Here is an 18,530-nt window from a genome sequence, read left to right as displayed (position 1 = left end):
ATACAGTCCGGCCAAGGTCGGACAGGGGACCAGCAAAGGGGCCGACGTGCTGGAGATCGTGGCGCTCAGCGCGCTCACCACGTTTCTCATGAGTGTGGGCAATGGCGCCGCCGGGGAGATGGGCAAGCAGTTGCTCGTGTCGACCGGTGCGCTGGCGAGGCGGACCCTCGGAGGGCGGACGCCTCTTCCGGCGACCGCCGAGGGATGGGAGGCGCTCGCCGGGCAGATGCACGCCCGGCTGGGTCACGATCCGCGGCAGGCGGCCGAGTGGGCGCTGCTCGTGGGGAGTTCGTCGCCGCCCCCGGCATCCCTCGTCCCGACCGCCGGACTGCCGCCCGCCCCACGGGACTTCACCGACCGGCAGGGCGTGCTGAAGCAGCTCAAAGGGGAGTTGACCCGCCCGGCCGCCGGCCGGCCACGTGTGGCGCTGCTCTACGGCCCGCCCGGGATCGGCACCACCGCGACCGCCCTCCACCTCGGCGCCGTGCACCAAGGCCTTTTCCCCGACGGGCAGTTCTACGTCGACCTCCGTGACGGAGGCGGCGGCCCCGGCGTCGCCCCGGCCGCGGTCCTGGGCCGCCTGCTGCGCGCCATGGGGGTGGCGGCCGAGCGGATCCCGGCCCCCGCCGGCCGCGAGGACCTCTACCGTCGGCTCACCACGGGCCGCCGAGCGCTCATCGTGATCGACCACGTCACCTCGATGGCACAGGTCCGGAGTCTGATCCCCGCCACGCCGGAGGTGTTCCTCCTGGTGGTGGTCTCCGGCCGGCCGTTCCTGCTGGAGGCCGAGCGTGTCGCCGTACCTCCTCTGAGCGACCGGTACGCGCTGCGGATGCTCAGGAACCTGGCCGGCCGGGAGAAGGTGGCGGGGGCCCGGGCCCGGCTGCCCGAGGTACTGCGGTCGTGCGCGGGCAACGCGTACGCGCTCAGGACCGAGGCGGCGCGGCTGCTGGCCGACGAGCCGGGCCCGCCCGGGCACCCGGCCGGCGACGGGCCGCCGCCTGAGCATCCCGTGCACGCGGCGGCGCGTACCGCGTGCCGCGCTCTCCCGCCCGAGACGGTACGGCTGTGCCGGCTGACGGCGCTCGGCGGCTGGCCGTCCGTCGACGCTCGGCTGGCCGCCACCGCGGTGGGCGTCGAGGACGTGTCCGAGGCCACCCGGATGCTCGAAGAGGCCGTGGCGGTCCGGTTGGTGGAGCCCCTGCCCGCCGACCGCTACTCGTTCCGGCCGGAGGTGCGGCGCTACCTCGCCGACAGCGCGGGAGTGGAGCACGGTGTCGCCGAGTGCGCCGCCGCCGTGGCCCGGACCCTCGACGCCCTGCTGAACCGGGTGCTGCACGCCGCCCACGCCGTCCTGCCGCAGAGCTGGCGCACCGAGCCGGCCCCGGAGCGCGGGGCGGCGTGCCGTGACGAGGCGCAGGGTGTGGCCGTCCTCGCCGCCGAAGTGGGCAACGTGGTGCGGGCGGTGACGGTGGCCGAGGAGCACGGGCACCTCGACACGGCACTGCGGCTGGCCCGTGCCCTGTGGCCGCTCCAGCTCAAGGCCGGACACTGGGACGAGGTGCTGCCCGCGCTGCATGCCGCCACCCGGTGCGCCGACAGGCACCGGCCGGACTCCCGCATGGCCGGCGCCCTGCACTTCCAGCTCGCGCACTGCCTCGGCGAACTGGGCCGGGGCGAGGACGCCGACCGCGCGGCGAGCGCGGCCGTGGCCTGTGAACGGGCGGCGGGGCACCGGCGCGGTGAGGCGTCGGCCGTCGAGCTGCGGGGGCTGCTGCTCCTGCACCGCTGGGAGTGGGAGGCGGCCTACGAGCGGTTCACCGAGGCCGAGGCCGTCTACGGAGAGATCATTTCCGGCCAAGAAGGAGCGCGGGACCTGCCGCGTGCCCTGGCTCTGGTGGAACGGCACCAGGGGCGCGCGCTGCGCGGCATGGGACGGTTCGAGGAGTCGCGCCGTCTGCTGGAGACGGCCGTGGCGTTCTTCGCCGCACAGGGGGAGGGGTACAACCAGGCCCGCGCCCTCACGGATCTCGCCGAGACGCTCCACGAGGAGGGTGACAACGCCCGGGCCCTGGACCGGATCACCGAGGCCGAGCGTCTGCTTCCCGCGGCCGCCGTACCGCACCGGCAGTATCTGGCAGGCCTGCGGCTGCGCTGCGAGACCGGCCGGCAAGAGGCCTGACCCGCAGCGGATGCGAGCCGCCACCGGCCCGCATCCGGAGCGTCATGCCGTCGGCGGGCACCGCGTTGCCCGCCGACAGCCACGCGTACAGCGCCGACGCGTACGCGGCGGGGTCGGCGTCCGCGCCCCGGCCCGCGGCCACCTCGAACACGCCGTGGTCCCGGAGGCGTACGGTGCACGTGTGCGGCCCGGTCACGTACCCGGCGACGGCGCACTGCGGGTACCGGTGCAGCACCTCGGCCGTCCACACGTCCGGACCGCCCAGCCGCGGGTCCGCCGCCTCCCCCTCCCGCACGATCAGGTCCGCGATCTCCAGGGCGCCCTGGTCGCGGGTGTCCTCGTGCACGGCGAGATGCACGTCGCCGTCCGCGTCGTAGGGAAGGCCGGCTGACCGCTCGACCGTGATCCCGGTGCCGCGCACCCGGGTCAGCACCTTCAGCGGGGCGGTGCGCAGCGGGGGATCGTACGGCGGCAGGGGCAGTGGCTCCAGCAGGGCCGGGGCGGCCGGCTCGGGGAGCTCCATCAGGGCGTAGAAGTTCCGCCGCAGCAGGGCCGCCGAGGCGCCGGGGTGGGAGGTGACGAACTCGGCCGAGCCGGGGAGCGCCCGGTGCCGCTCGATCGCGTCCTCGACCTGGCCGCGGACCGAGGCGCCCGGATCGAGGCGCGGTGCCCGCCGGACGAACTCCGCGAGGGGCGCCTCGGGGTCCAGCCGGTCCTCGTCGGAGGAGGCCAGCAGCACCGGGATGTCCAGGGCCGAGGCGTAGTAGGAGACGGAACCGAAGTCACCGATGACCACGTCGGCGGCCAGCAGCGCCTGCCGCCAGTGGCGCACCGGGTCGATCAGGGCGAGCCCGCCTCGGCAGGCCTCGTTCAGCCAGGCCCGGATCTGGCCCGGACCGTGGCCGTACCAGATGTTCGGATGCAGTACGGCCGCCAACCGGTAGTCGTCGGCGGGAAGTTCGGCGGCGAGCCGGGGGAGGAGGCTCGGGAGTACGTCCTGGGAGCCGCCGTCACCGAAGAGCCCCTCCGGGTTCCAGGTGGAGTTGAGGACGACGAGCCGCTGCCCCGCCCGCACGCCGAGGGCGCGCCGGAACCGCTCGCGGTGGGGACGCGCGGCGAGCATGCGGTCGAAGCAGGGGTCGCCTCCGAGGAACCCGGCGGGTGCGGCCTCGGGGCAGAGACGCCACAACCGCTCCTGCTGCTCCGGATGGGAGAACACGAGCCCGTCGACGAACGGCTTGCCGTCGTGCAACAGCCACTCCGCCGACAACCCGAACGTCGGCTCCCGGCTCCCGGCTCCCGGCTCCCGGCTCCCGGCTCCCGGCTCCCGGCTCCCGGCTCCCGGCTCCCGGCTCCCGGCTCCCGGCTTCGGTAGTTTCTTAGTATACCCGACACCATGGGACAGAACGCACAACTTGCCCTCCAGCGACCACAGTTGGCCACCGAAGCTGGAAGATAGCGCCAGATCCACCCGCGTCCGCAGGGCCTGTTCCCACGGCAGTACCGGCAGTCCCACGTCCTCCAGCAGCCGGCCGACTCCGCCCTGGAACGCGGAGGACCCGGTCGACGTGAGGAGCAGCTGCACCCGGAAGTCGTCGTGGAACAGCGGCAGTACGTCCAGCAGGCGTCCGGCGGAGGTGACGTTGTGCACCACGACCAGTACCCGGCGGGGGGCCTGGCGGCTGACCCACTGGCGGGACCCCTCCCCGACCGGAACGCGCACCGGCGCGGATGGAGTCGGCTCCATGGGTCACCTCCGGTGCGGGGCGTGGCGGCATCTCGGCCTGATCACCTTATCCGGCGGCCGACTGGGGCCGCTCGCCCGCGTCAAGTCCTGAACGCTGCACGGCAGTCCGGGGCGGATGAGTGGTCGGGCCGCGAACGGAGCGGCGGGGCGAGCGGTCCGCGTGGCCGCCGGCAGGTCAACTCCACTGATCTCGCGTTCAGTTGTTGACGCCGTGCAGTACCCGGTATACAACCCACAGAGAGCGCTCTCACATCTGCGGCCGCAACCCCCACATCCGGTACCCCGGCTCTCGGAGACCCCATGCAGACTCCAGCCAGCGCACTCCTTCACAGACCTCCCGCGCGGGCGCGCCTGCGCACGGCGCTCGGACTCGTCGTCGTGCTGCTCGCCGCCTGCGTCGCTGCGCTCGCGCCGTCGCCCGCGCACGCCGCCGAGCAGTTGCTGTCCCAGGGGCGGCCCGCCACCGCCTCCTCCACCGAGAACGCGACCTTCCCCGCCGCCGCGGCGGTCGACGGCAACACCGGCACCCGCTGGTCCTCGGCCTTCGCCGACCCGCAGTGGCTCCAGGTGGACCTCGGCTCCGTGCAGCAGCTCAGCCGCGTCGCGCTGAACTGGGAGGCCGCCTACGCCAAGACCTTCCAGATCCAGACCTCCAGCGACGCGCAGAACTGGAGCACCGTCTACTCCACCAGCACGGCCACCGGCGGCAGCCAGAGTGTCACCGTCAGCGGCAGCGGCCGTTACGTGCGCGTGTACGGCACCGCCCGCGCCACCGCGTACGGCTACTCCCTGTGGGAGTTCCAGGTCTACGGACCCGGCGGCGGCACCACCCCGCCGGACGACTTCTGGGGTTCCACGAGCGACGTACCGCCCGCGAAGAACGCCGTGGAGGTGAAGATCCTCAACCGCACCAACGGCAAGTACCCGGACAGCCAGGTCTACTGGAGCTTCAACGGGCAGGTGCACTCCATCGCCGAGCAGCCCTACCTGGACATGCCCGCCAACTCCGCGGGCCGCATGTACTTCTACCTCGGCTCGCCGAACGGGCCGTACTACGACTTCATCGAGTTCACGGTCGGCAACAACGTCTTCAACGGCAACACCACCCGCGTCGACGCCTTCGGCCTGAAGCTGGCCATGCGGCTGCACAGCAAGGACGGGTACGACGTGGAGGTCGGCGAGAACCGGCAGACCTTCGCCGAGGACCGCGCGACCACCTTCCAGCGGTTCACCGACGCCGTGCCCGGCCAGTTCAAGGTGCTGGCCCAGACCCAGGCGCCCTACCGGATCATCGCGCCGGGCAGCGACCCGAGCTTCCGCGCGGGCGGCGCCAACGCGAACTACTTCACCTCCTACGCCCAGTCCGTCGGCGTGAACGCGGCCACCTCCGACATCTTCGGCTGTGCCGCGTCCCTGGCCGGCAACCCCGACATGTGCGCCGCGCTCAACCGCCATGTGGCCACCCTGCCCGCCTCCCAGCAGGGCGACCCGTCCCAGTACTACAAGGCGGCACCGGCCAACTACTACGCGAAGTTCTGGCACGACAACGCCATCAACCACCTCGCCTACGGATTCCCCTACGACGACGTCGCGGGCCAGTCCTCCTTCATCTCGCACGGCGACCCGCAGTGGCTGCTGGTCGCCGTCGGCTGGTAGCCGGCCCGTAGCACCACCACCGGGGCACCGGCAGCCGCACGTCGCCGGTGCCCCCACGGTTGAGGCGGGCGGCCGCGCTAGACGCCCCGGGTACGCGCCTGCGGCGGGGCCGCGCCGTCCGCCGGGCGGGCCGCCGTCCGTTCCGCCTCGGTGATCGGCGGCTCCGCCAGGTGCGGTCTCCTGGGGCCGAAGAGCATCGGGATCAGCATGTCCGGGGAGAACAGGCGGGTGGCCCGCTTCTCCATGCTCATCACGTCCAGCAGGGCGCCGAGCGCCCGTGGATGGGAGGCGCCGGTGGCCACGGCCCGGTCCACGTAACGGGCGAGGAATCGTTCCAGCGCGGTGGGCGGGGTGCCGGTGGCCCCCGGGTAGAAGGCGTCCTGGCCGACCGCCAGGTCCCAGGCGGCGGCCACCGGACGGCTCGCGGCACGCTGGAGGCGGCGCGCGGTGCCCGGCGCGGTGAGGGGCCGCGCGCGCAGCACGTCGCGTACGGCGAGGGCGCCCTGGGCGGCGACGGTGAGGCCGTGGCCGTAGACCGGGTTGTAGCCGGCGACGGCGTCGCCGAGCACGGTGAAGCCCTCCGGCCAGACGCGCAGCTTCTCGTAGTAGCGGCGGACGTTGGCGGTGCTGCGGGTCGCGGCGACGTCCCCCAGGGGTTCGGCGGCGCGGAGCAGGTCCCCGATGACGGGGTCCCCGAGGCCGAGGGCGAAGTCCAGGAACGCGTCGGGGTCGGCGGTGGGCTCGCCGCCCCGGGTGCCGGAGAGGGTGACGATCCACCGGTTGCCCTCGACGGGCAGGACGATGCCGCCCCGGCCCGGCGCCTTCGCCGGGTTCGCCTGCACGTTGACCAGCGGGAAGTCGAGGGCGGCGGTCGTACCCGGGGCCCGGTAGAGGCGGGTGGCGTAGGCGACCCCGGCGTCGACCTGGCGCTCGGTGACCGGCGGCAGGCCCAGTTCCTCCAGCCACCGGGGGGCTCGGGACCCGCGGCCCGTGGCGTCGATCACGAGGTCCGCGCGCAGCGTCCGCTCGCAGCCCGCGTCGCGGATACGGACCCCGGTGACCCGGGACGCGGTGCCCTCAAGGGCGAGGACCGTGGTTTCCTGACGTACCGTCATTTCCGGTTGTGACAGGACCCGTTCGCGCAGTACGAAGTCGAGCAGGTCGCGTGAGCAGACCAGGTTGCGGTGGTGGGTCGAGGTGAAGCGCCGGAACCAGATCTCGTTGGGGGCCCGGGAGACCATGTCGCCCATGATGTGGACCAGCCGTCCGCCCTTGCCCACGACGTCGCCCACGAGGCCGGGCAGCAGCGCGTCGAAGGCGGCGACCCCGCCGCTCCACACCAGGTGCGCGTGCCGGGCCTGGGGGACACCTCGGCGCGGTTCGGGGCCGTCCGGCAGGATGTCCCGTTCGATGACGGTGACGTCGGCCGATTCGGCGAGCGCGGTCGCGGCGAACAGGCCAGCCGCGCTCGCGCCGATCACCACGGCGGTGGGGCGGGCTCTGTCAGGCATGGGTGTCCACGCTTTCTGTGCTGCTCAGCCCGCGGCGCACGGCGTTCAGGGCGCGCGGCCGGTGCAGGGCGGAGGCGATGGCGTCGATGTGGTCGGTGATGTCGGTGCCGATCTGCGGTGCCGGGCCGTCGGCGGGGTGGGTGGCCCGGGTCTGGTAGGCGTCGGTCGCGGCCTGGATGGCCACCGCGCCGGCGATGCCGCGCGCCTGGGACTCGCCGTGGGCGGCGGCGGCCGTGGCGTGGGCGCGCCGGTAGAGGGCGTCGTCGTAGTGCGGGGCGAGCAGTCTGAGGGCGTCGTGGATGCGCTGGCGGCGGGCCAGCAGGCGCAGGTCGAGCGGTGTCCAGGGAGTGAGGCGGGCGCGTGGGCCGGCCGGCTGGACCACGCGGATGGTGCGCCACAGGGCGTGCAGGCGCCGGTAGGCGCGCTGGTCCCGGTGGCGCTGTTGCAGAAACGGTCCTGCTTGGGGGGCGATGAACCCGACGGCGACCAGGCTGGCCTCCAGCAGCGCGAAGGGCGGTGCCGCGTGGGTGCTCAGATAGTCGAGGTCGTTGCCGCTCCAGCGGGCCGAGACCGCGGTCAGCTTCAGCGCGTCGAAGACCAGCCCCATCGCGTAGCCCACCTGCTGGAAGACGACGCCGGTCTTCAGCCACGGGTTGGTGACCGCCGGGAACCACTTCCACAGCATGGCGGCGGCGACCAGGCACGACACCAGGTGGGCGAGGAGGTAGAGCAGGGTGTGCTCGCGCATCCAGGGCGTGTTGGCGTAGTAGGTGTCCAGGTCGTAGATGCGCGGCTCGGGTACGTGCGCCATCAGGAACGTGAACCACAGGCCGGCGACGATGCCGGCGTAGATCCAGTACACCGTGATCATGCGCCGGTGCCGCCGGGGCGAGGGCGCCTCCCGCCAGCGCATGATCATCGTCAGGCCGGTGGCGCAGAACGCCGTCAGGAAGCTGTAGGCCCAGGGCGAGGCGATGTTCGGGATGCCGGTCAGGCGGTTCAGCCGGTCGATGTTGACCGGCGTGATGACGACGAGGACGGCCGTGGCCCAGGTCAGCAGCAGGGTGGTCGCGCGGACGTCGGGGTCGCGCCAGGCCCGGACGAACGTGGGGCCCTTCAGCAGCAGCGCGGACGCGAGCAGGACCGTGGGCAGCGCGTACGGGATGTGGAAGTGGTCCATCAGAGGATGCGGCCGCCGCGGTTGAGCAGGGACAGGTTCATCCGGCCCTCGACCGTGGCCGCGTCGGCCGGGCTCTGGGCGTACGGCCCGGTCATCCAGGTGCGCACCTCCCGGCCGAACAGCAGGCCGAACGTCTCCGCGTCCACCTCGTGGTCGTCGGCGGACTCGGCCCGCGCGGCGACGGTCAGCACGGCCTCGACCGGCACCTCGTGCGCCGCGAGGATCTCCTGTGCCGCCCGGCGGACGGCGTCCGGGCCCTGCGGCGCGGCGAGGGCGCGGGTGGCGGCCTGGAGCCCGTCGATGTGATGACTGCAGTCCCCCTTCTCCTCGTGCCACAACTCATGTCCGAGGATGACCAGTTGGGCCTCGGGTACGGTCGTCTCGTCCACCACGATGATGGAGCGGTCGCCGCAGTCCAGTCGCATGCCGGAGATGGGCAGGCTGGGCGGGAACGCCCGGAACACGAGCTGGACCGGCCGGTTCTTGCGGGCGCTCATCGCCCGGCAGAACTCCGCCATGACCGCCTTCGGCTCCGCCGGGCGCCGGACCGACGTCGCCGCGTCGGCGCACAGACGGGCGAGCAGGGACTTCATCGCTCGGGTACTCATCGGACGGGCCCTTCCTCCTGAGGGAGAACCACTCTCAGGACTTGCGCCAGGAGTTCTTCGAACTGTTCGATGCTGAGCTGCGGATGGCCCGGTGAGCGCAACGCCACGCGCTCGACGCCGTATCTGCGCATCAGGGTCCGCAAGGGGTCCGACCCGGGGCACTCGTACCGGCGCAGGATGGTCAGGAGTTCCCGGTTCAGGGCGTCGGGCGCCTCGTCGGTGAAGTAGGCCTCCTTCGCGTCCCCGAGACCGAAGAACTTCACCAGGCCGTGCAGGATCTGGACGTTGGGCACCTTCTTGCCGTCGCACACGAGCCGCGCCCAGTAGTCCGAGATGTTCAGGCTCCGGGACACCTCCGCGACCAGCTCGGCCTTCCGCTTGCCGGTCCGCGCGGTGTAGGCGTCGGCCAGGGTCCTGATCCGCCGCCGCACCCGGTCGTTGACGTCTTCGTCGGGCGGCGCGTCGCCCGCCAGCAGCGCCCGGACCGTGTCCTCGCCCAGTGCCGTGCGCGCCGCGAGGTCACGCGGGTCGAGCAGCTGCGACCGGGACACACCGTGCTCGTCCAGGGCCGCGTCCAGACGCCGCAACGTCTCGGGCAGAGACGGACCGGATGACTCCAACGACGGACTCCCCTGTACGGCGGCCGAGTTGCCTTGTGCGGCATCCTAGGGGTTCGACCCCGAGTTCGAAACGATCGTTGCGAATCAGGCGGCGATCGTTGGCGAAGGCTTTCCCTCGGCGGGGGCATGCGGGGAGCCCTGCGCGGGCTGGAAGGAAGGCGTGACGTGGCGTACGAGTTGCGGGCGGTGATCGCCGCGGAGGCGGTGCTGCGCCCCGCGGCAGCGGAGATCGAGGGCGCCCGGGTGGCGCGCCTGGCGCAGGGGCTGGCGCTGCTGCCCGTGACGGACGAGGTCCTCGGTGCCGTGACCGATGGTGGTGACGCGCGGCGGCTGGGGTTCCGGAGCCTGACGGAAGGGTGGGAGGGCGGCCTTGCCCGGTGGTCCGTGGCGGGCCCGGTCGCCTATGTGGAGGTGGAGTACTTCGGTGGCGCCGGCGAGGAGCGGGCCGCCGTGTGGGCCGGCGGAGCCCTGACGGCTGGTCCGTTCGACACGTCGGCGAGGAGAGGGTTCCGGCGGGAGGTGAGCCCGGTGTCGGCGGCGCTCCGTCGGCTCGGTGTCCGGGCGGAGCGGGGGCAGGACGCGTTCGAGGCGGTCGGCCTGGAGCGGCATCGGTTCACCGAGGACTGGGCCGCCGAGGGCGCGCGGTCCTGAGGCGGGCCGGGGCCGCTACCAGATCAGGCACCAGTAGCCGTCGTGGCTTCCGATGCCGATACGGCCGCCCGCGGGGACCAGGGCGGGGTCGGGCGGCCCCACCGAGGCCAGCGAGCACGCGGGATCGCCGACGGTGCCGGCGGCGGCCATCCGCTGTGCCGCGGCCACCGCGGCGGGGGAGGTGTACCAGGTCGTCGTGGGACCGGATCGCGTCCCTGTCGGCGTGGGAGTGGGTGTCGGCGTCGGAGTCGCCGGGCGGGTGGGCGGCGTCGGAGCCGTGGGCGTCGGGGGCGCTGTCGAGGGGCGGCCCGTCGGGGTCTGGGACGGGTTCGGCGGTGGCTGCGGATTCCGCGAGGTCGGCTTCGCCGGAGGGGGCGGACGGTGGGACGGCGAGCTGCTCGGGGTCTGGGGGCGCCGGGTCGTCGGGGTGGGCTCGGTGGAAGGGCTCGCGGAAGCCGGCGGGGTGGGGCTGGACGGCGTCGGTGCGGGGGTGTGGGACGGGCGCGGGGTCGAGGTCGGCAGGGAGAGTTCGCCCGAGGCCGACGGACGGGGGCTCGGCGTTCCGCCGTCCGGGACCGCCAGCCAGATGCCGGCGCCCGCCGCCACGGCCACTGCCGCGCCGGCCGCGATCCACGGTGCCTTGCGGGGCGGGCGCCGGTGACGGCTCATACGCTCCACTGTCGGTCCGCCCGCCGACGACTTCAACCGGGGCCGGGAAGGGCCCCGGCCGCATTACCGCGCCCGTCGGCGCACCGCAAGTCGAACGGGAGGCGGGAGGCGGGAGGGCGTTCCGGCGGGACCCGGGCAGGGCCCGCCGGAACGCCCGTCACACGCGGTCAGACGGGTCAGGCGCAGCCCGCCGGAGTCGCCCGGGACGCGTCCGAGATCAGGGCGTCCTGGGCCGCCTTGATGCGCCGTACGTCGGGCTTGACCACCTTCCGGTCGTACGTCAGCAGGCCGTTCAGCTCGCCCTCGACGTCCGTGATCTGCGTGTACACCGCGCCGTTGCTCCCCTCGCAGGCCAGCGCGCGCACCTCGGCCAGCTTCTCCAGGTAGTCGTCCGTGTAGGTGCTGGAGTCGACGTCCACGTAGGACTGCTGGACCGACCAGGCGTGGCCGGGCACCGCGAGGCCGAGGCCGCCGTACTCACCGCTGACCAGTGCCCGTTCGCCGTCTGGATGCGGTGGCAGGGCCGGGCTCGGGTACCCGTGCTCGTCCATGATGTCGCCGGCCTTGCCGTCCGCGCCGAGGTTGAGCCCGGACATGTTGTTGACCAGCCGGGTCGGGTCCCAGGACTTGGCCTGCTCGGCGACGCGGTCGACGTCGTACTGGCCCCAGCCCTCGTTGAAGACGACCCACATCACCACCGAGGGGCTGCTGATGTGCTCGTCGATCATCTCCTTCATCTCGTGCTCGTACTCGGTGCGTGCCGACGCCGACGGGTTCACGCCCGCCGCCATGGCCGGCATGTCCTGCCACACCAGCAGTCCGAGCCGGTCGGCCCAGTAGTACCAGCGGTCGGGCTCGACCTTGATGTGCTTGCGGACCGAGTTGAAGCCCATCCGCTTGTGCGTCTTCAGGTCGTACGCGAGCGCCTCGTCGCTCGGCGCGGTGTGCAGGCCGTCGGGCCAGAAGCCCTGGTCGAGCGTGGCCATCATGAACACCGGCTTGCCGTTGAGGACGGTGCGCGGGGTGCCGTTGACCTTCCGCACGGAGATGGAGCGCATGCCGAAGTAGCTGCCGACCCGGTCCGCGCCGACGCTCACCTTCAGGTCGTACAGGTACGGGTCGTCCGGCGACCAGAGGCGGGCGTGCGGGATCTTCAGGGTGAGCGGCTCCCCGGTGCGGCCGGTGGCCGTGGCGACCCGGTGCTTGCCGGCGTACGCCGTCGCGGTGACCGGGAGGCCGTCGCGGACGCCCTGCGGGACGACGGTGAGGGTGCCCTTGTCGACGTCCGGGGTCAGCTTCAGCTGGTCGACGTGGTCCGCCGCGACCGGTTCCAGCCACACCGTCTGCCAGATGCCGGAGGACGGCGTGTACCAGATGCCGCTCGGGTCCAGGCGCTGTTTGCCCATCGGCGGGTTCTCGCCGTTCGCGGCGTCCGTCGGGTCGTAGACGCCGACGATCAGCTCCTGGGTGCGGCCCGGCTTCAGCGCGTCGGTGATGTCGGCGCTGAACTTGTCGTAACCGCCCTGGTGTTCGGCGACCTTGGTGCCGTTGACGTACACCTCGGCCTGCCAGTCGACGCCCCCGAAGTTCAGCTGGAGCCGCTTGTGGTCGCCGGTCTTCCAGGCCGCCGGGACGGTGAAGGTGCGCCGGTACCACATGCGGTCCTCGTGCCGTTCGATGCCCGAGAGCTGGGACTCGACCGGGTAGGGGACGAGGATGCGTTCGTCCAGCGTGCGGCCGACCGGCGGCTGTTCATCCTGCTTCGCCGCGGCGAACTGCCAGCGGCCGTTGAGGTTCTGCCAGGCGTCGCGGGTGAGTTGCGGCCGCGGGTACTCGCGGTGGGCGTTGGCCGGGGTGACGTCGTCGGCCCATTTCGTGCGCAGCTCGTAGGTGGAGTGGTTGGCGCCGCTGCTCCAGAAGGCGCTGACAACGTTGCCGTCCCGGCCGGTGAGGCCGCCCGCGCCGTCGTAGCGGACGTCCGCCAGGCCGGACGCGGTGCCGGTCTTGTTGCCGACGACCGGTTCCTTCAGCGAGACGAGCAGGGACCTGGGGTCGTCCGGGTCCAGGCGGACCCTGCCCAGGGGCCAGGTCGCGCCGCCGATCACCGCGCCGAGGTGGTCGGTCAGTGCGGCGGCCGGTTTCGCCAGGCGCTGGGCGAAGTCCAGGCGCAGGGTGCGGCCGTCGCGCAGGACGGTGGTCGCGATGGCGCCGTTGTAGGCGTAGCCCTCGGGCAGCAGGAACGCCGACTGGGGCACGGCGGTCTTGGTACCGCCGGGCGGGGTCCAGCGCACGTGGAGGTTGGAGCCCCCGTAGTGCTCGAAGTACTCGACCTTGATGTCGTAGGCCTGGCCGGCGGTCAACTCGACCGGTGCGCTGGTCTGTTCGCGGTCCCAGTCGTCGACCCAGTGGTCGATCGTGAGTTTCCCGCCGATCCAGAGGCGGAAGCCGTTGTCACCGGTGATCGAGAAGGTGGTGGCGCCGGTCTTCTCCGGGACGATCCGGCCGGTCCAGCGGACGCTGACGTCGTCGGACCGCCCGGTGGCCGAACTGAGGCGGGACTCCAGCGAGTCGAAGTCGAGCCGGGGGTCGAAGCCGGTGGCCTTGAGCTGGTCGAAGTCGAAGGCTCCCGGGGCGGACTGGGTGTAGTACTCGCCCTTGAGGCCGTGGACCTCGGCGGGGGTGTCCGCGGCCGTGGCGGCGGGGGCCGCGGACAGCCCGGCGAAACCCAGGACGCCCGCGAGCAGAAGGGACAGTCGGTGTCGGAGTGGTCTGATGCGCACGGTTCTCCCTTGGCTGAGGGGAAGGGTGGCGGCTCACTGCTTCAGTCTGTACAACGTTGGAAGCAACGGCAGTTGGCATGAGAGCACGGCTCCCGGCCGCTGTCCAGGGTCATGACAAGGCTCCGCGCTTCCGGAGTCTTTGCCGACGCGAGGAGTTCCCTTTGCCGGTGAGTCTGAAGGACGTGGCCGCGCGGGCCGGCGTCTCGATCAAGACCGTGTCCAATGTCGTGAACAACTATCCGCACGTCACCCCGGCGATGCGGGCCCGGGTGCAGGAGGCCATCGACGAACTCGGCTACCGGCCGAACCTGACCGCCCGGCATCTGCGCAAGGGCCGTACCGGCATCATCGCGCTCGCCGTCCCGGAGCTGGGCAACCCGTACTTCGCGGAGCTGGCGACCGCGGTCATCGACGCCGCCGCCGAGCACGAGTTCACGGTGCTGCTCGACCACACCCGCGGCAGACGCGAGCAGGAGGTGCTGGTCAGCCAGGGTTTCCGGGCCCGGGTCATCGACGGGCTGATCCTGAGCCCGCTGGAGCTGGAGGCGGAGGACCTCCAGGGGCGCTCCGACGACGTGCCGCTGGTGCTGCTCGGCGAGCGCGAGTACGACACCCCGCACGACCACATCGCCATCGACAACGTGGCGGCGGCCCGGGCCGCGGTGCGCCATCTGCTCGGCCGCGGCCGGACCCGGATCGCCTACCTGGGTGCCCGCACCGATTCCGCCAACCGGCCCGCCCATCTGCGACTGGTCGGCTGGCGCGAGGAGTTGGCCGCCGCCGGGGTTCCGGCGCCGGACGACCTGGTGGTGCCGGTCGGCGGCTGGGACCGCGACGACGGCGCCCGGGCCATGGCCGGCCTGCTCGACTCGGGGGTGCGGCCCGACGCGGTCTTCGCGCTCAACGACCTGATCGCGATCGGGGCGATGCGGGTGCTGCACGAACGCGGTCTGCGGGTGCCGTGGGACGTCGCCGTGGTCGGCTTCGACGACATCGCCGAGGGCCGCTTCGGTGCCGTCTCGCTGACCACCGTCTCACCGGACAAACGGGCCATCGCGCGGCTGGCCGTGGGGTCGCTGCTGCGCAGCCTGTCGGGGCGGGGCGACCCAGGCGGGCGGACCCTGACGGCCGAGTTCCGGCTGGTGGAACGGGAGAGCACCCTGGGGCGCCGCTGACCGTAAAGCCCGGCCGGCGGAGGGGAGTTCGGGCGGGAGGGGTTTACACGGGTCTTCCAACGATGTAAAAACCTCCCCTGACCGACGTGCAAGCCGAGTTGACCGCAAGAGCCGTCCGACCCCGAGAGCGCTCCCAGTGCGCCGGGGCCACGCCGTTTGGGGACTCCCATGAAGCACCTCGCACCGCAGCGCCGCGCCCGGGCGCGGACCCTCCTCACCGCCGGCCTCGTCACGAGCCTGGCCCTCATGGCCGGATGCGCCAAGTCCGAGGACGACTCGGGCGGCGACAAGGACGCCTCCCGGAGTGCCGAATCGGGCCAGGTGGTCGCCTCGCCCAGCGGCGGTTCCGGGCCGACCTGCGGCATCGACGCCTACGGCGGCAAGAAGCTCGACCTCAAGTCCGCGACGGTCGGCTTCTCCCAGTCGGAGAAGGAGGCCAACCCCTTCCGCATCGCCGAGACCGCCTCCCTCAAGGCCGAGGCCGGCAAGCGCGGCGTCAAACTGCTCACCGCCAACGCCCAGTCGCAGTTCTCCAAGCAGATCAGCGACGTCCAGGACCTCATCGCCAAGGGCGCCGACCTGCTGGTCATCGCGCCGCTGAACTCCGACGGCTGGGAGCCGGTGCTGCGCTCGGCCGCCGCCAAGCACATCCCGATCGTCACGGTGGACCGCAAGATCAACGCCACGGCCTGCAAGGACTACGTCAGCTTCATCGGCTCCGACTTCGTGGAGCAGGGCAGACGGGCCGCCGACCGGATGATCGAGGCGACCGGCGGCAAGGGCGAGATCGCCATCCTGCTCGGCGCGGCCGGCAACAACGTCACCACCGAGCGCACCAAGGGCTTCGAGGACCGCGTCAAGGAGAAGGCGCCCGGACTGAAGATCGTCTTCCGGCAGACCGGCGACTTCGCCCGCGAGAAGGGCCAGTCGGTCACCGAGAACCTGATCCAGTCCAAGCCCGGCATCAAGGGGATCTACGCCGAGAACGACGAGATGGGCCTCGGCGCGGTCAACGCCCTCAAGGGCGCCGGCAAGAAGCCCGGCGATGTCAAGATCGTCACCATCGACGGCACCCGCAACGCCGTGCAGGGCATCGTGGACGGCTGGATCGACGGCGTGATCGAGTCCAACCCGCGCTTCGGACCGCTCGCCTTCCAGACCCTAAACAGCTTCACCCAGGGGCAGAAGGTCGCCCAGGACATCGTCATCCAGGACAGCGCCTACACCAAGGACAACGCCAAGGCCGACCTGGGCAAGGCCTACTGAGATGCTCACGGTCACCGGACTGTGCAAGACCTTCCCCGGCGTGCGGGCGCTGTCCGACGTGGACTTCACCGCCCGCGCCGGGGAGGTGCACGCGCTGGTGGGGGAGAACGGCGCGGGCAAGTCCACCCTGATCAAGGTCCTCACCGGCGTCTACCGGCCGGACGCCGGCGAGATGGCCTGTGACGGCTCCCCGGTCCGCTTCCACACCCCGCTCCAGGCCCAGCAGGCCGGCATCTCCACGATCTACCAGGAAGTGAACCTGGTCCCGCTGATGAGCGTGGCCCGCAACCTCTTCCTCGGCCGTGAACCGCGCGGCCGGCTCGGCCTCATCGACTTCCGGCGCATGCACCGTGAGGCCGACGAGACGTTGCGGGGCCTCGGCATCCGGGTCGACGTCCGCCGTCCGCTGCGCGAACTCGGCGTCGGCGCCCAGCAGATGGTGGCCCTCGCCCGGGCCGTGGCCGTGGACGCCCGGGTCGTGGTGATGGACGAGCCCACCTCGTCCCTGGAACCGCGCGAGGTCCGCACCCTCTTCGACGTCATCCGCACCCTGCGCGAGCGCGGCATCGCCGTGGTCTACGTCAGCCACCGGATGGACGAGCTGTACGAGATCTGCGACGCGGTCACCGTGCTGCGCGACGGGCGGGTGGTGCACACCGGGCGCCTCGCCGGACTCGACCGGCTCCGGCTGGTGTCGCTGATGCTGGGCCGCGAGATCGGCGAGGTCGGCCGGGAGGGCCGTACGAAGTTCTCCGGGTCCCACGCCATCGCGGACCAACCCGTCCTCGCCGCACATGATCTGACGGTACGTCACCGACTGTCCGGGGTGTCGCTGGCGCTGCGGCCCGGTGAGGTGCTCGGGCTCGGCGGGCTGCTGGGCTCGGGGCGCAGCGAGACCGCCAAGGCCGTCGCGGGCGCCCTGCCCGTCGACAGCGGGCGGGTCGTCGTGGCCGGCACCCCGGTGCGCACCGGGTCCACGCCGGCCGCCATCCGGGCCGGCATCAGCCTGCTGCCGGAGGACCGCAAGAGCGAGGGGATCGTGCCGGGACTGTCGGTGCGCGAGAACATCGCCCTCGCCGCGCTGCCGTCGCTCACCCGGTTCGGCCTGGTCGACGACGCCCGGATCGACCGGATCGTGGACACCTTCATGAAGCGCCTGCGCATCAAGGCGGCCGGACCGCACCAGAAGGTCGGCGAACTCTCCGGCGGCAACCAGCAGAAGGTGCTGCTGGCCCGCTGGCTGGCCCTGCAGCCGAAGGTGCTGCTGCTGGACGAGCCGACGCGCGGCATCGACGTGGGCGCCAAGGCCGAGGTGCAGGCGCTGGTGGACGAACTCGCCGACGAGGGGCTGGCCGTGCTGCTGATCTCCTCCGACCCCGAGGAGCTGATCGAGGGCAGCGACCGGGTGCTGGTCCTCAAGGACGGCGCGGTGGTGCGGGAGCTGACCGGCGACGCCGTCACCGAGGACGAGCTGATGCGCGCCATCGCCGCCGTACCGTCCGGAGGACACGATGACTGACCTCTCGCTCACCCGCGCCGGCGTCGACCGCGACCGGGTGCTGCGGCTGCTCCAGGAGTACGGCGTCTACGCGGGCGTCGTGGTCCTGCTGCTGTTCAACTTCGCCTTCACCGCGCACTTCGCCTCCGCCGAGAACTTCCGCACGCAGGCCGTGCAGGTCGCGCCGGTGCTGATCGTCGCCCTCGGCATGGCGCTGGCGATCGGCACCGAGGGCGTCGACCTGTCGGTGGGCTCGGTGATGGCCCTGGCCACCTCCCTGCTCTCGCTGTACCTGGGCTACGGCCCCTGGCTCGCGGTGGTGGTGGCGGTCGTCGGCGGCATCGTGGTGGGGCTGGCCAACGGAGCGCTGGTCGCCTTCGTCGGGGTGCAGCCCATCGTGGCCACGCTCGCGCTGATGGTGGGCGCCCGGGGTCTCGCGCTGGTGCTGCTGCCGCAGCTGAAGGACGTACGCGACCCGGGGCTCGCGTCCCTCGGCTCCGGTGACGCCCTGGGCATCCCCTACCTGGTGCTGATCGCCGCCACGCTCGCGCTGCTCGTGGCGTTCGTCGTCCGGCGCACCGCGTTCGGCCGGCAGCTGCTCGCCGTCGGCGACAGCAGGCCGGCGGCACGCCTGGCGGGTCTGCCGGTGCGCCGGGTCCTGATCGTCGTCTACGTCTGCTCCGGCGCGCTCGCCGCGATCGCGGGCGTGCTGGCCACCGCCCGGCTCACCGCGAGCGACCCGACCTCGCTGGGCTCGCTGATGGAACTGTCCGCCATCACGGCGGTGGTCGTCGGCGGCACCCCGCTCAGCGGCGGCCGGGTCCGTATCGGCGGCACGGTGGCGGGCGCCGTACTGATCCAGCTGCTCACCACCACGCTCATCAAACACGACCTGCCGCCGTCCTGGACCCAGATCGCGCAGGCCGTGGTGATCGTCGGCGCCGTCTACGCGGCCCGTGAACGGGGGAAGCGATGACCACCGGCACC

At 72.5% G+C, this 18,530-nt stretch carries 15 protein-coding genes; 8 read left to right on the top strand and 7 right to left on the bottom strand.

The window, feature by feature from the left end; all coding sequences use genetic code 11:
* Window positions 1–46 precede the first annotated feature (46 nt).
* Window positions 47–2,182 carry a tetratricopeptide repeat protein gene (locus NX794_RS18060; RefSeq protein WP_258779582.1) on the top strand — a complete coding sequence of 712 codons (2,136 nt, stop codon included), beginning with the start codon at window positions 47–49 and terminating at the stop codon, window positions 2,180–2,182.
* Here NX794_RS18060 and NX794_RS18055 read toward each other — a convergent pair.
* Window positions 2,082–3,929 (bottom strand): hypothetical protein, encoded by a 1,848-nt coding sequence (locus NX794_RS18055; protein ID WP_258779581.1) that lies wholly within the window; start codon window positions 3,927–3,929, stop codon window positions 2,082–2,084. The genes NX794_RS18060 and NX794_RS18055 overlap by 101 nt on opposite strands.
* A 300-nt stretch (window positions 3,930–4,229) precedes the next feature.
* Here NX794_RS18055 and NX794_RS18050 point away from each other — a divergent pair, with 300 nt between their 5' ends.
* Window positions 4,230–5,585 (top strand): beta-1,3-glucanase family protein, encoded by a 1,356-nt coding sequence (locus NX794_RS18050; protein ID WP_258779580.1) that lies wholly within the window; start codon window positions 4,230–4,232, stop codon window positions 5,583–5,585.
* Window positions 5,586–5,662: 77 nt separating this feature from the next.
* Here the strand turns inward: NX794_RS18050 and NX794_RS18045 are convergent, their stop codons facing one another.
* From NX794_RS18045 to NX794_RS18030, 4 genes are read right to left on the bottom strand one after another with little or no spacing between them, the layout of a single operon-like run.
* Complete coding sequence (locus tag NX794_RS18045) at window positions 5,663–7,096, bottom strand: NAD(P)/FAD-dependent oxidoreductase (protein ID WP_258779579.1); 1,434 nt, start codon at window positions 7,094–7,096, stop codon at window positions 5,663–5,665.
* Complete coding sequence (locus NX794_RS18040; RefSeq protein WP_309506004.1) at window positions 7,089–8,276, bottom strand: MAB_1171c family putative transporter; 1,188 nt, start codon at window positions 8,274–8,276, stop codon at window positions 7,089–7,091. Before NX794_RS18040 ends, NX794_RS18045 begins: the two co-directional genes overlap by 8 nt.
* The gene (locus tag NX794_RS18035) at window positions 8,276–8,884 is read right to left on the bottom strand and encodes a toxin (protein WP_258779578.1); all 609 of its coding nucleotides are present in this window, start codon (window positions 8,882–8,884) and stop codon (window positions 8,276–8,278) included. The genes NX794_RS18040 and NX794_RS18035 overlap by 1 nt, the downstream gene beginning before the upstream one ends.
* Window positions 8,881–9,504 (bottom strand): hypothetical protein, encoded by a 624-nt coding sequence (locus NX794_RS18030; RefSeq protein ID WP_258779577.1) that lies wholly within the window; start codon window positions 9,502–9,504, stop codon window positions 8,881–8,883. Before NX794_RS18030 ends, NX794_RS18035 begins: the two co-directional genes overlap by 4 nt.
* 165 nt (window positions 9,505–9,669) lie before the next feature.
* On the opposite strand from NX794_RS18030, the gene NX794_RS18025 reads away from it, so the two are divergent.
* Entirely contained in the window at window positions 9,670–10,155 is a 486-nt protein-coding gene (locus NX794_RS18025) for a hypothetical protein (protein ID WP_258779576.1), read from the top strand.
* Between the two features lie 15 nt (window positions 10,156–10,170).
* On the opposite strand, the gene NX794_RS18020 is transcribed toward NX794_RS18025, so the two are convergent.
* On the bottom strand, window positions 10,171–10,323 hold the full coding sequence (locus NX794_RS18020) for a hypothetical protein (protein WP_258779575.1): 153 nt from the start codon (window positions 10,321–10,323) through the stop codon (window positions 10,171–10,173).
* A gap of 55 nt (window positions 10,324–10,378) precedes the next feature.
* On the opposite strand from NX794_RS18020, the gene NX794_RS18015 reads away from it, so the two are divergent.
* On the top strand, window positions 10,379–10,816 hold the full coding sequence (locus NX794_RS18015; protein WP_258779574.1) for a hypothetical protein: 438 nt from the start codon (window positions 10,379–10,381) through the stop codon (window positions 10,814–10,816).
* Between the two features lie 184 nt (window positions 10,817–11,000).
* Here the strand turns inward: NX794_RS18015 and NX794_RS18010 are convergent, their stop codons facing one another.
* Window positions 11,001–13,604 (bottom strand): PA14 domain-containing protein, encoded by a 2,604-nt coding sequence (locus NX794_RS18010; RefSeq protein WP_258779573.1) that lies wholly within the window; start codon window positions 13,602–13,604, stop codon window positions 11,001–11,003.
* A gap of 161 nt (window positions 13,605–13,765) precedes the next feature.
* On the opposite strand from NX794_RS18010, the gene NX794_RS18005 reads away from it, so the two are divergent.
* The 4 genes from NX794_RS18005 to NX794_RS17990 all read left to right on the top strand — a co-directional run bounded on the left by NX794_RS18005 (window position 13,766) and on the right by NX794_RS17990 (window position 18,519).
* Window positions 13,766–14,779 (top strand): LacI family DNA-binding transcriptional regulator, encoded by a 1,014-nt coding sequence (locus tag NX794_RS18005; RefSeq protein WP_258779572.1) that lies wholly within the window; start codon window positions 13,766–13,768, stop codon window positions 14,777–14,779.
* Window positions 14,780–14,947: 168 nt separating this feature from the next.
* Entirely contained in the window at window positions 14,948–16,045 is a 1,098-nt protein-coding gene (locus tag NX794_RS18000) for an ABC transporter substrate-binding protein (protein ID WP_258779571.1), read from the top strand.
* A gap of 1 nt (window position 16,046) precedes the next feature.
* Window positions 16,047–17,564, top strand: a complete 1,518-nt coding sequence (locus tag NX794_RS17995; RefSeq protein ID WP_258779570.1) for a sugar ABC transporter ATP-binding protein — start codon at window positions 16,047–16,049, stop codon at window positions 17,562–17,564.
* Window positions 17,557–18,519, top strand: a complete 963-nt coding sequence (locus tag NX794_RS17990) for an ABC transporter permease (RefSeq protein WP_258779569.1) — start codon at window positions 17,557–17,559, stop codon at window positions 18,517–18,519. Before NX794_RS17995 ends, NX794_RS17990 begins: the two co-directional genes overlap by 8 nt.
* Window positions 18,520–18,530 lie beyond the last annotated feature (11 nt).

The sequence above is a fragment of the Streptomyces pyxinicus genome (assembly GCF_024753135.1).
GTDB classification, from domain to species: domain Bacteria; phylum Actinomycetota; class Actinomycetes; order Streptomycetales; family Streptomycetaceae; genus Streptomyces; species Streptomyces pyxinicus.
Note: the sequence above shows the minus strand (reverse complement) of the source record. Positions and strands in the feature narration are given on the sequence as shown.

What these genes read in the sequence shown, in the direction of transcription:
- NX794_RS18035 (WP_258779578.1), bottom strand. Translation starts at nt 8,884, where the DNA reads ATGAGTACCCGAGCGATGAAGTCCCTGCTCGCCCGTCTGTGCGCCGAC.
- NX794_RS18045 (WP_258779579.1), bottom strand. Translation starts at nt 7,096, where the DNA reads ATGCCTGACAGAGCCCGCCCCACCGCCGTGGTGATCGGCGCGAGCGCG.
- NX794_RS18055 (WP_258779581.1), bottom strand. Translation starts at nt 3,929, where the DNA reads ATGGAGCCGACTCCATCCGCGCCGGTGCGCGTTCCGGTCGGGGAGGGG.
- NX794_RS17995 (WP_258779570.1), top strand. Translation starts at nt 16,047, where the DNA reads ATGCTCACGGTCACCGGACTGTGCAAGACCTTCCCCGGCGTGCGGGCG.
- NX794_RS18040 (WP_309506004.1), bottom strand. Translation starts at nt 8,276, where the DNA reads ATGGACCACTTCCACATCCCGTACGCGCTGCCCACGGTCCTGCTCGCG.
- NX794_RS18050 (WP_258779580.1), top strand. Translation starts at nt 4,230, where the DNA reads ATGCAGACTCCAGCCAGCGCACTCCTTCACAGACCTCCCGCGCGGGCG.
- NX794_RS18000 (WP_258779571.1), top strand. Translation starts at nt 14,948, where the DNA reads ATGAAGCACCTCGCACCGCAGCGCCGCGCCCGGGCGCGGACCCTCCTC.
- NX794_RS17990 (WP_258779569.1), top strand. Translation starts at nt 17,557, where the DNA reads ATGACTGACCTCTCGCTCACCCGCGCCGGCGTCGACCGCGACCGGGTG.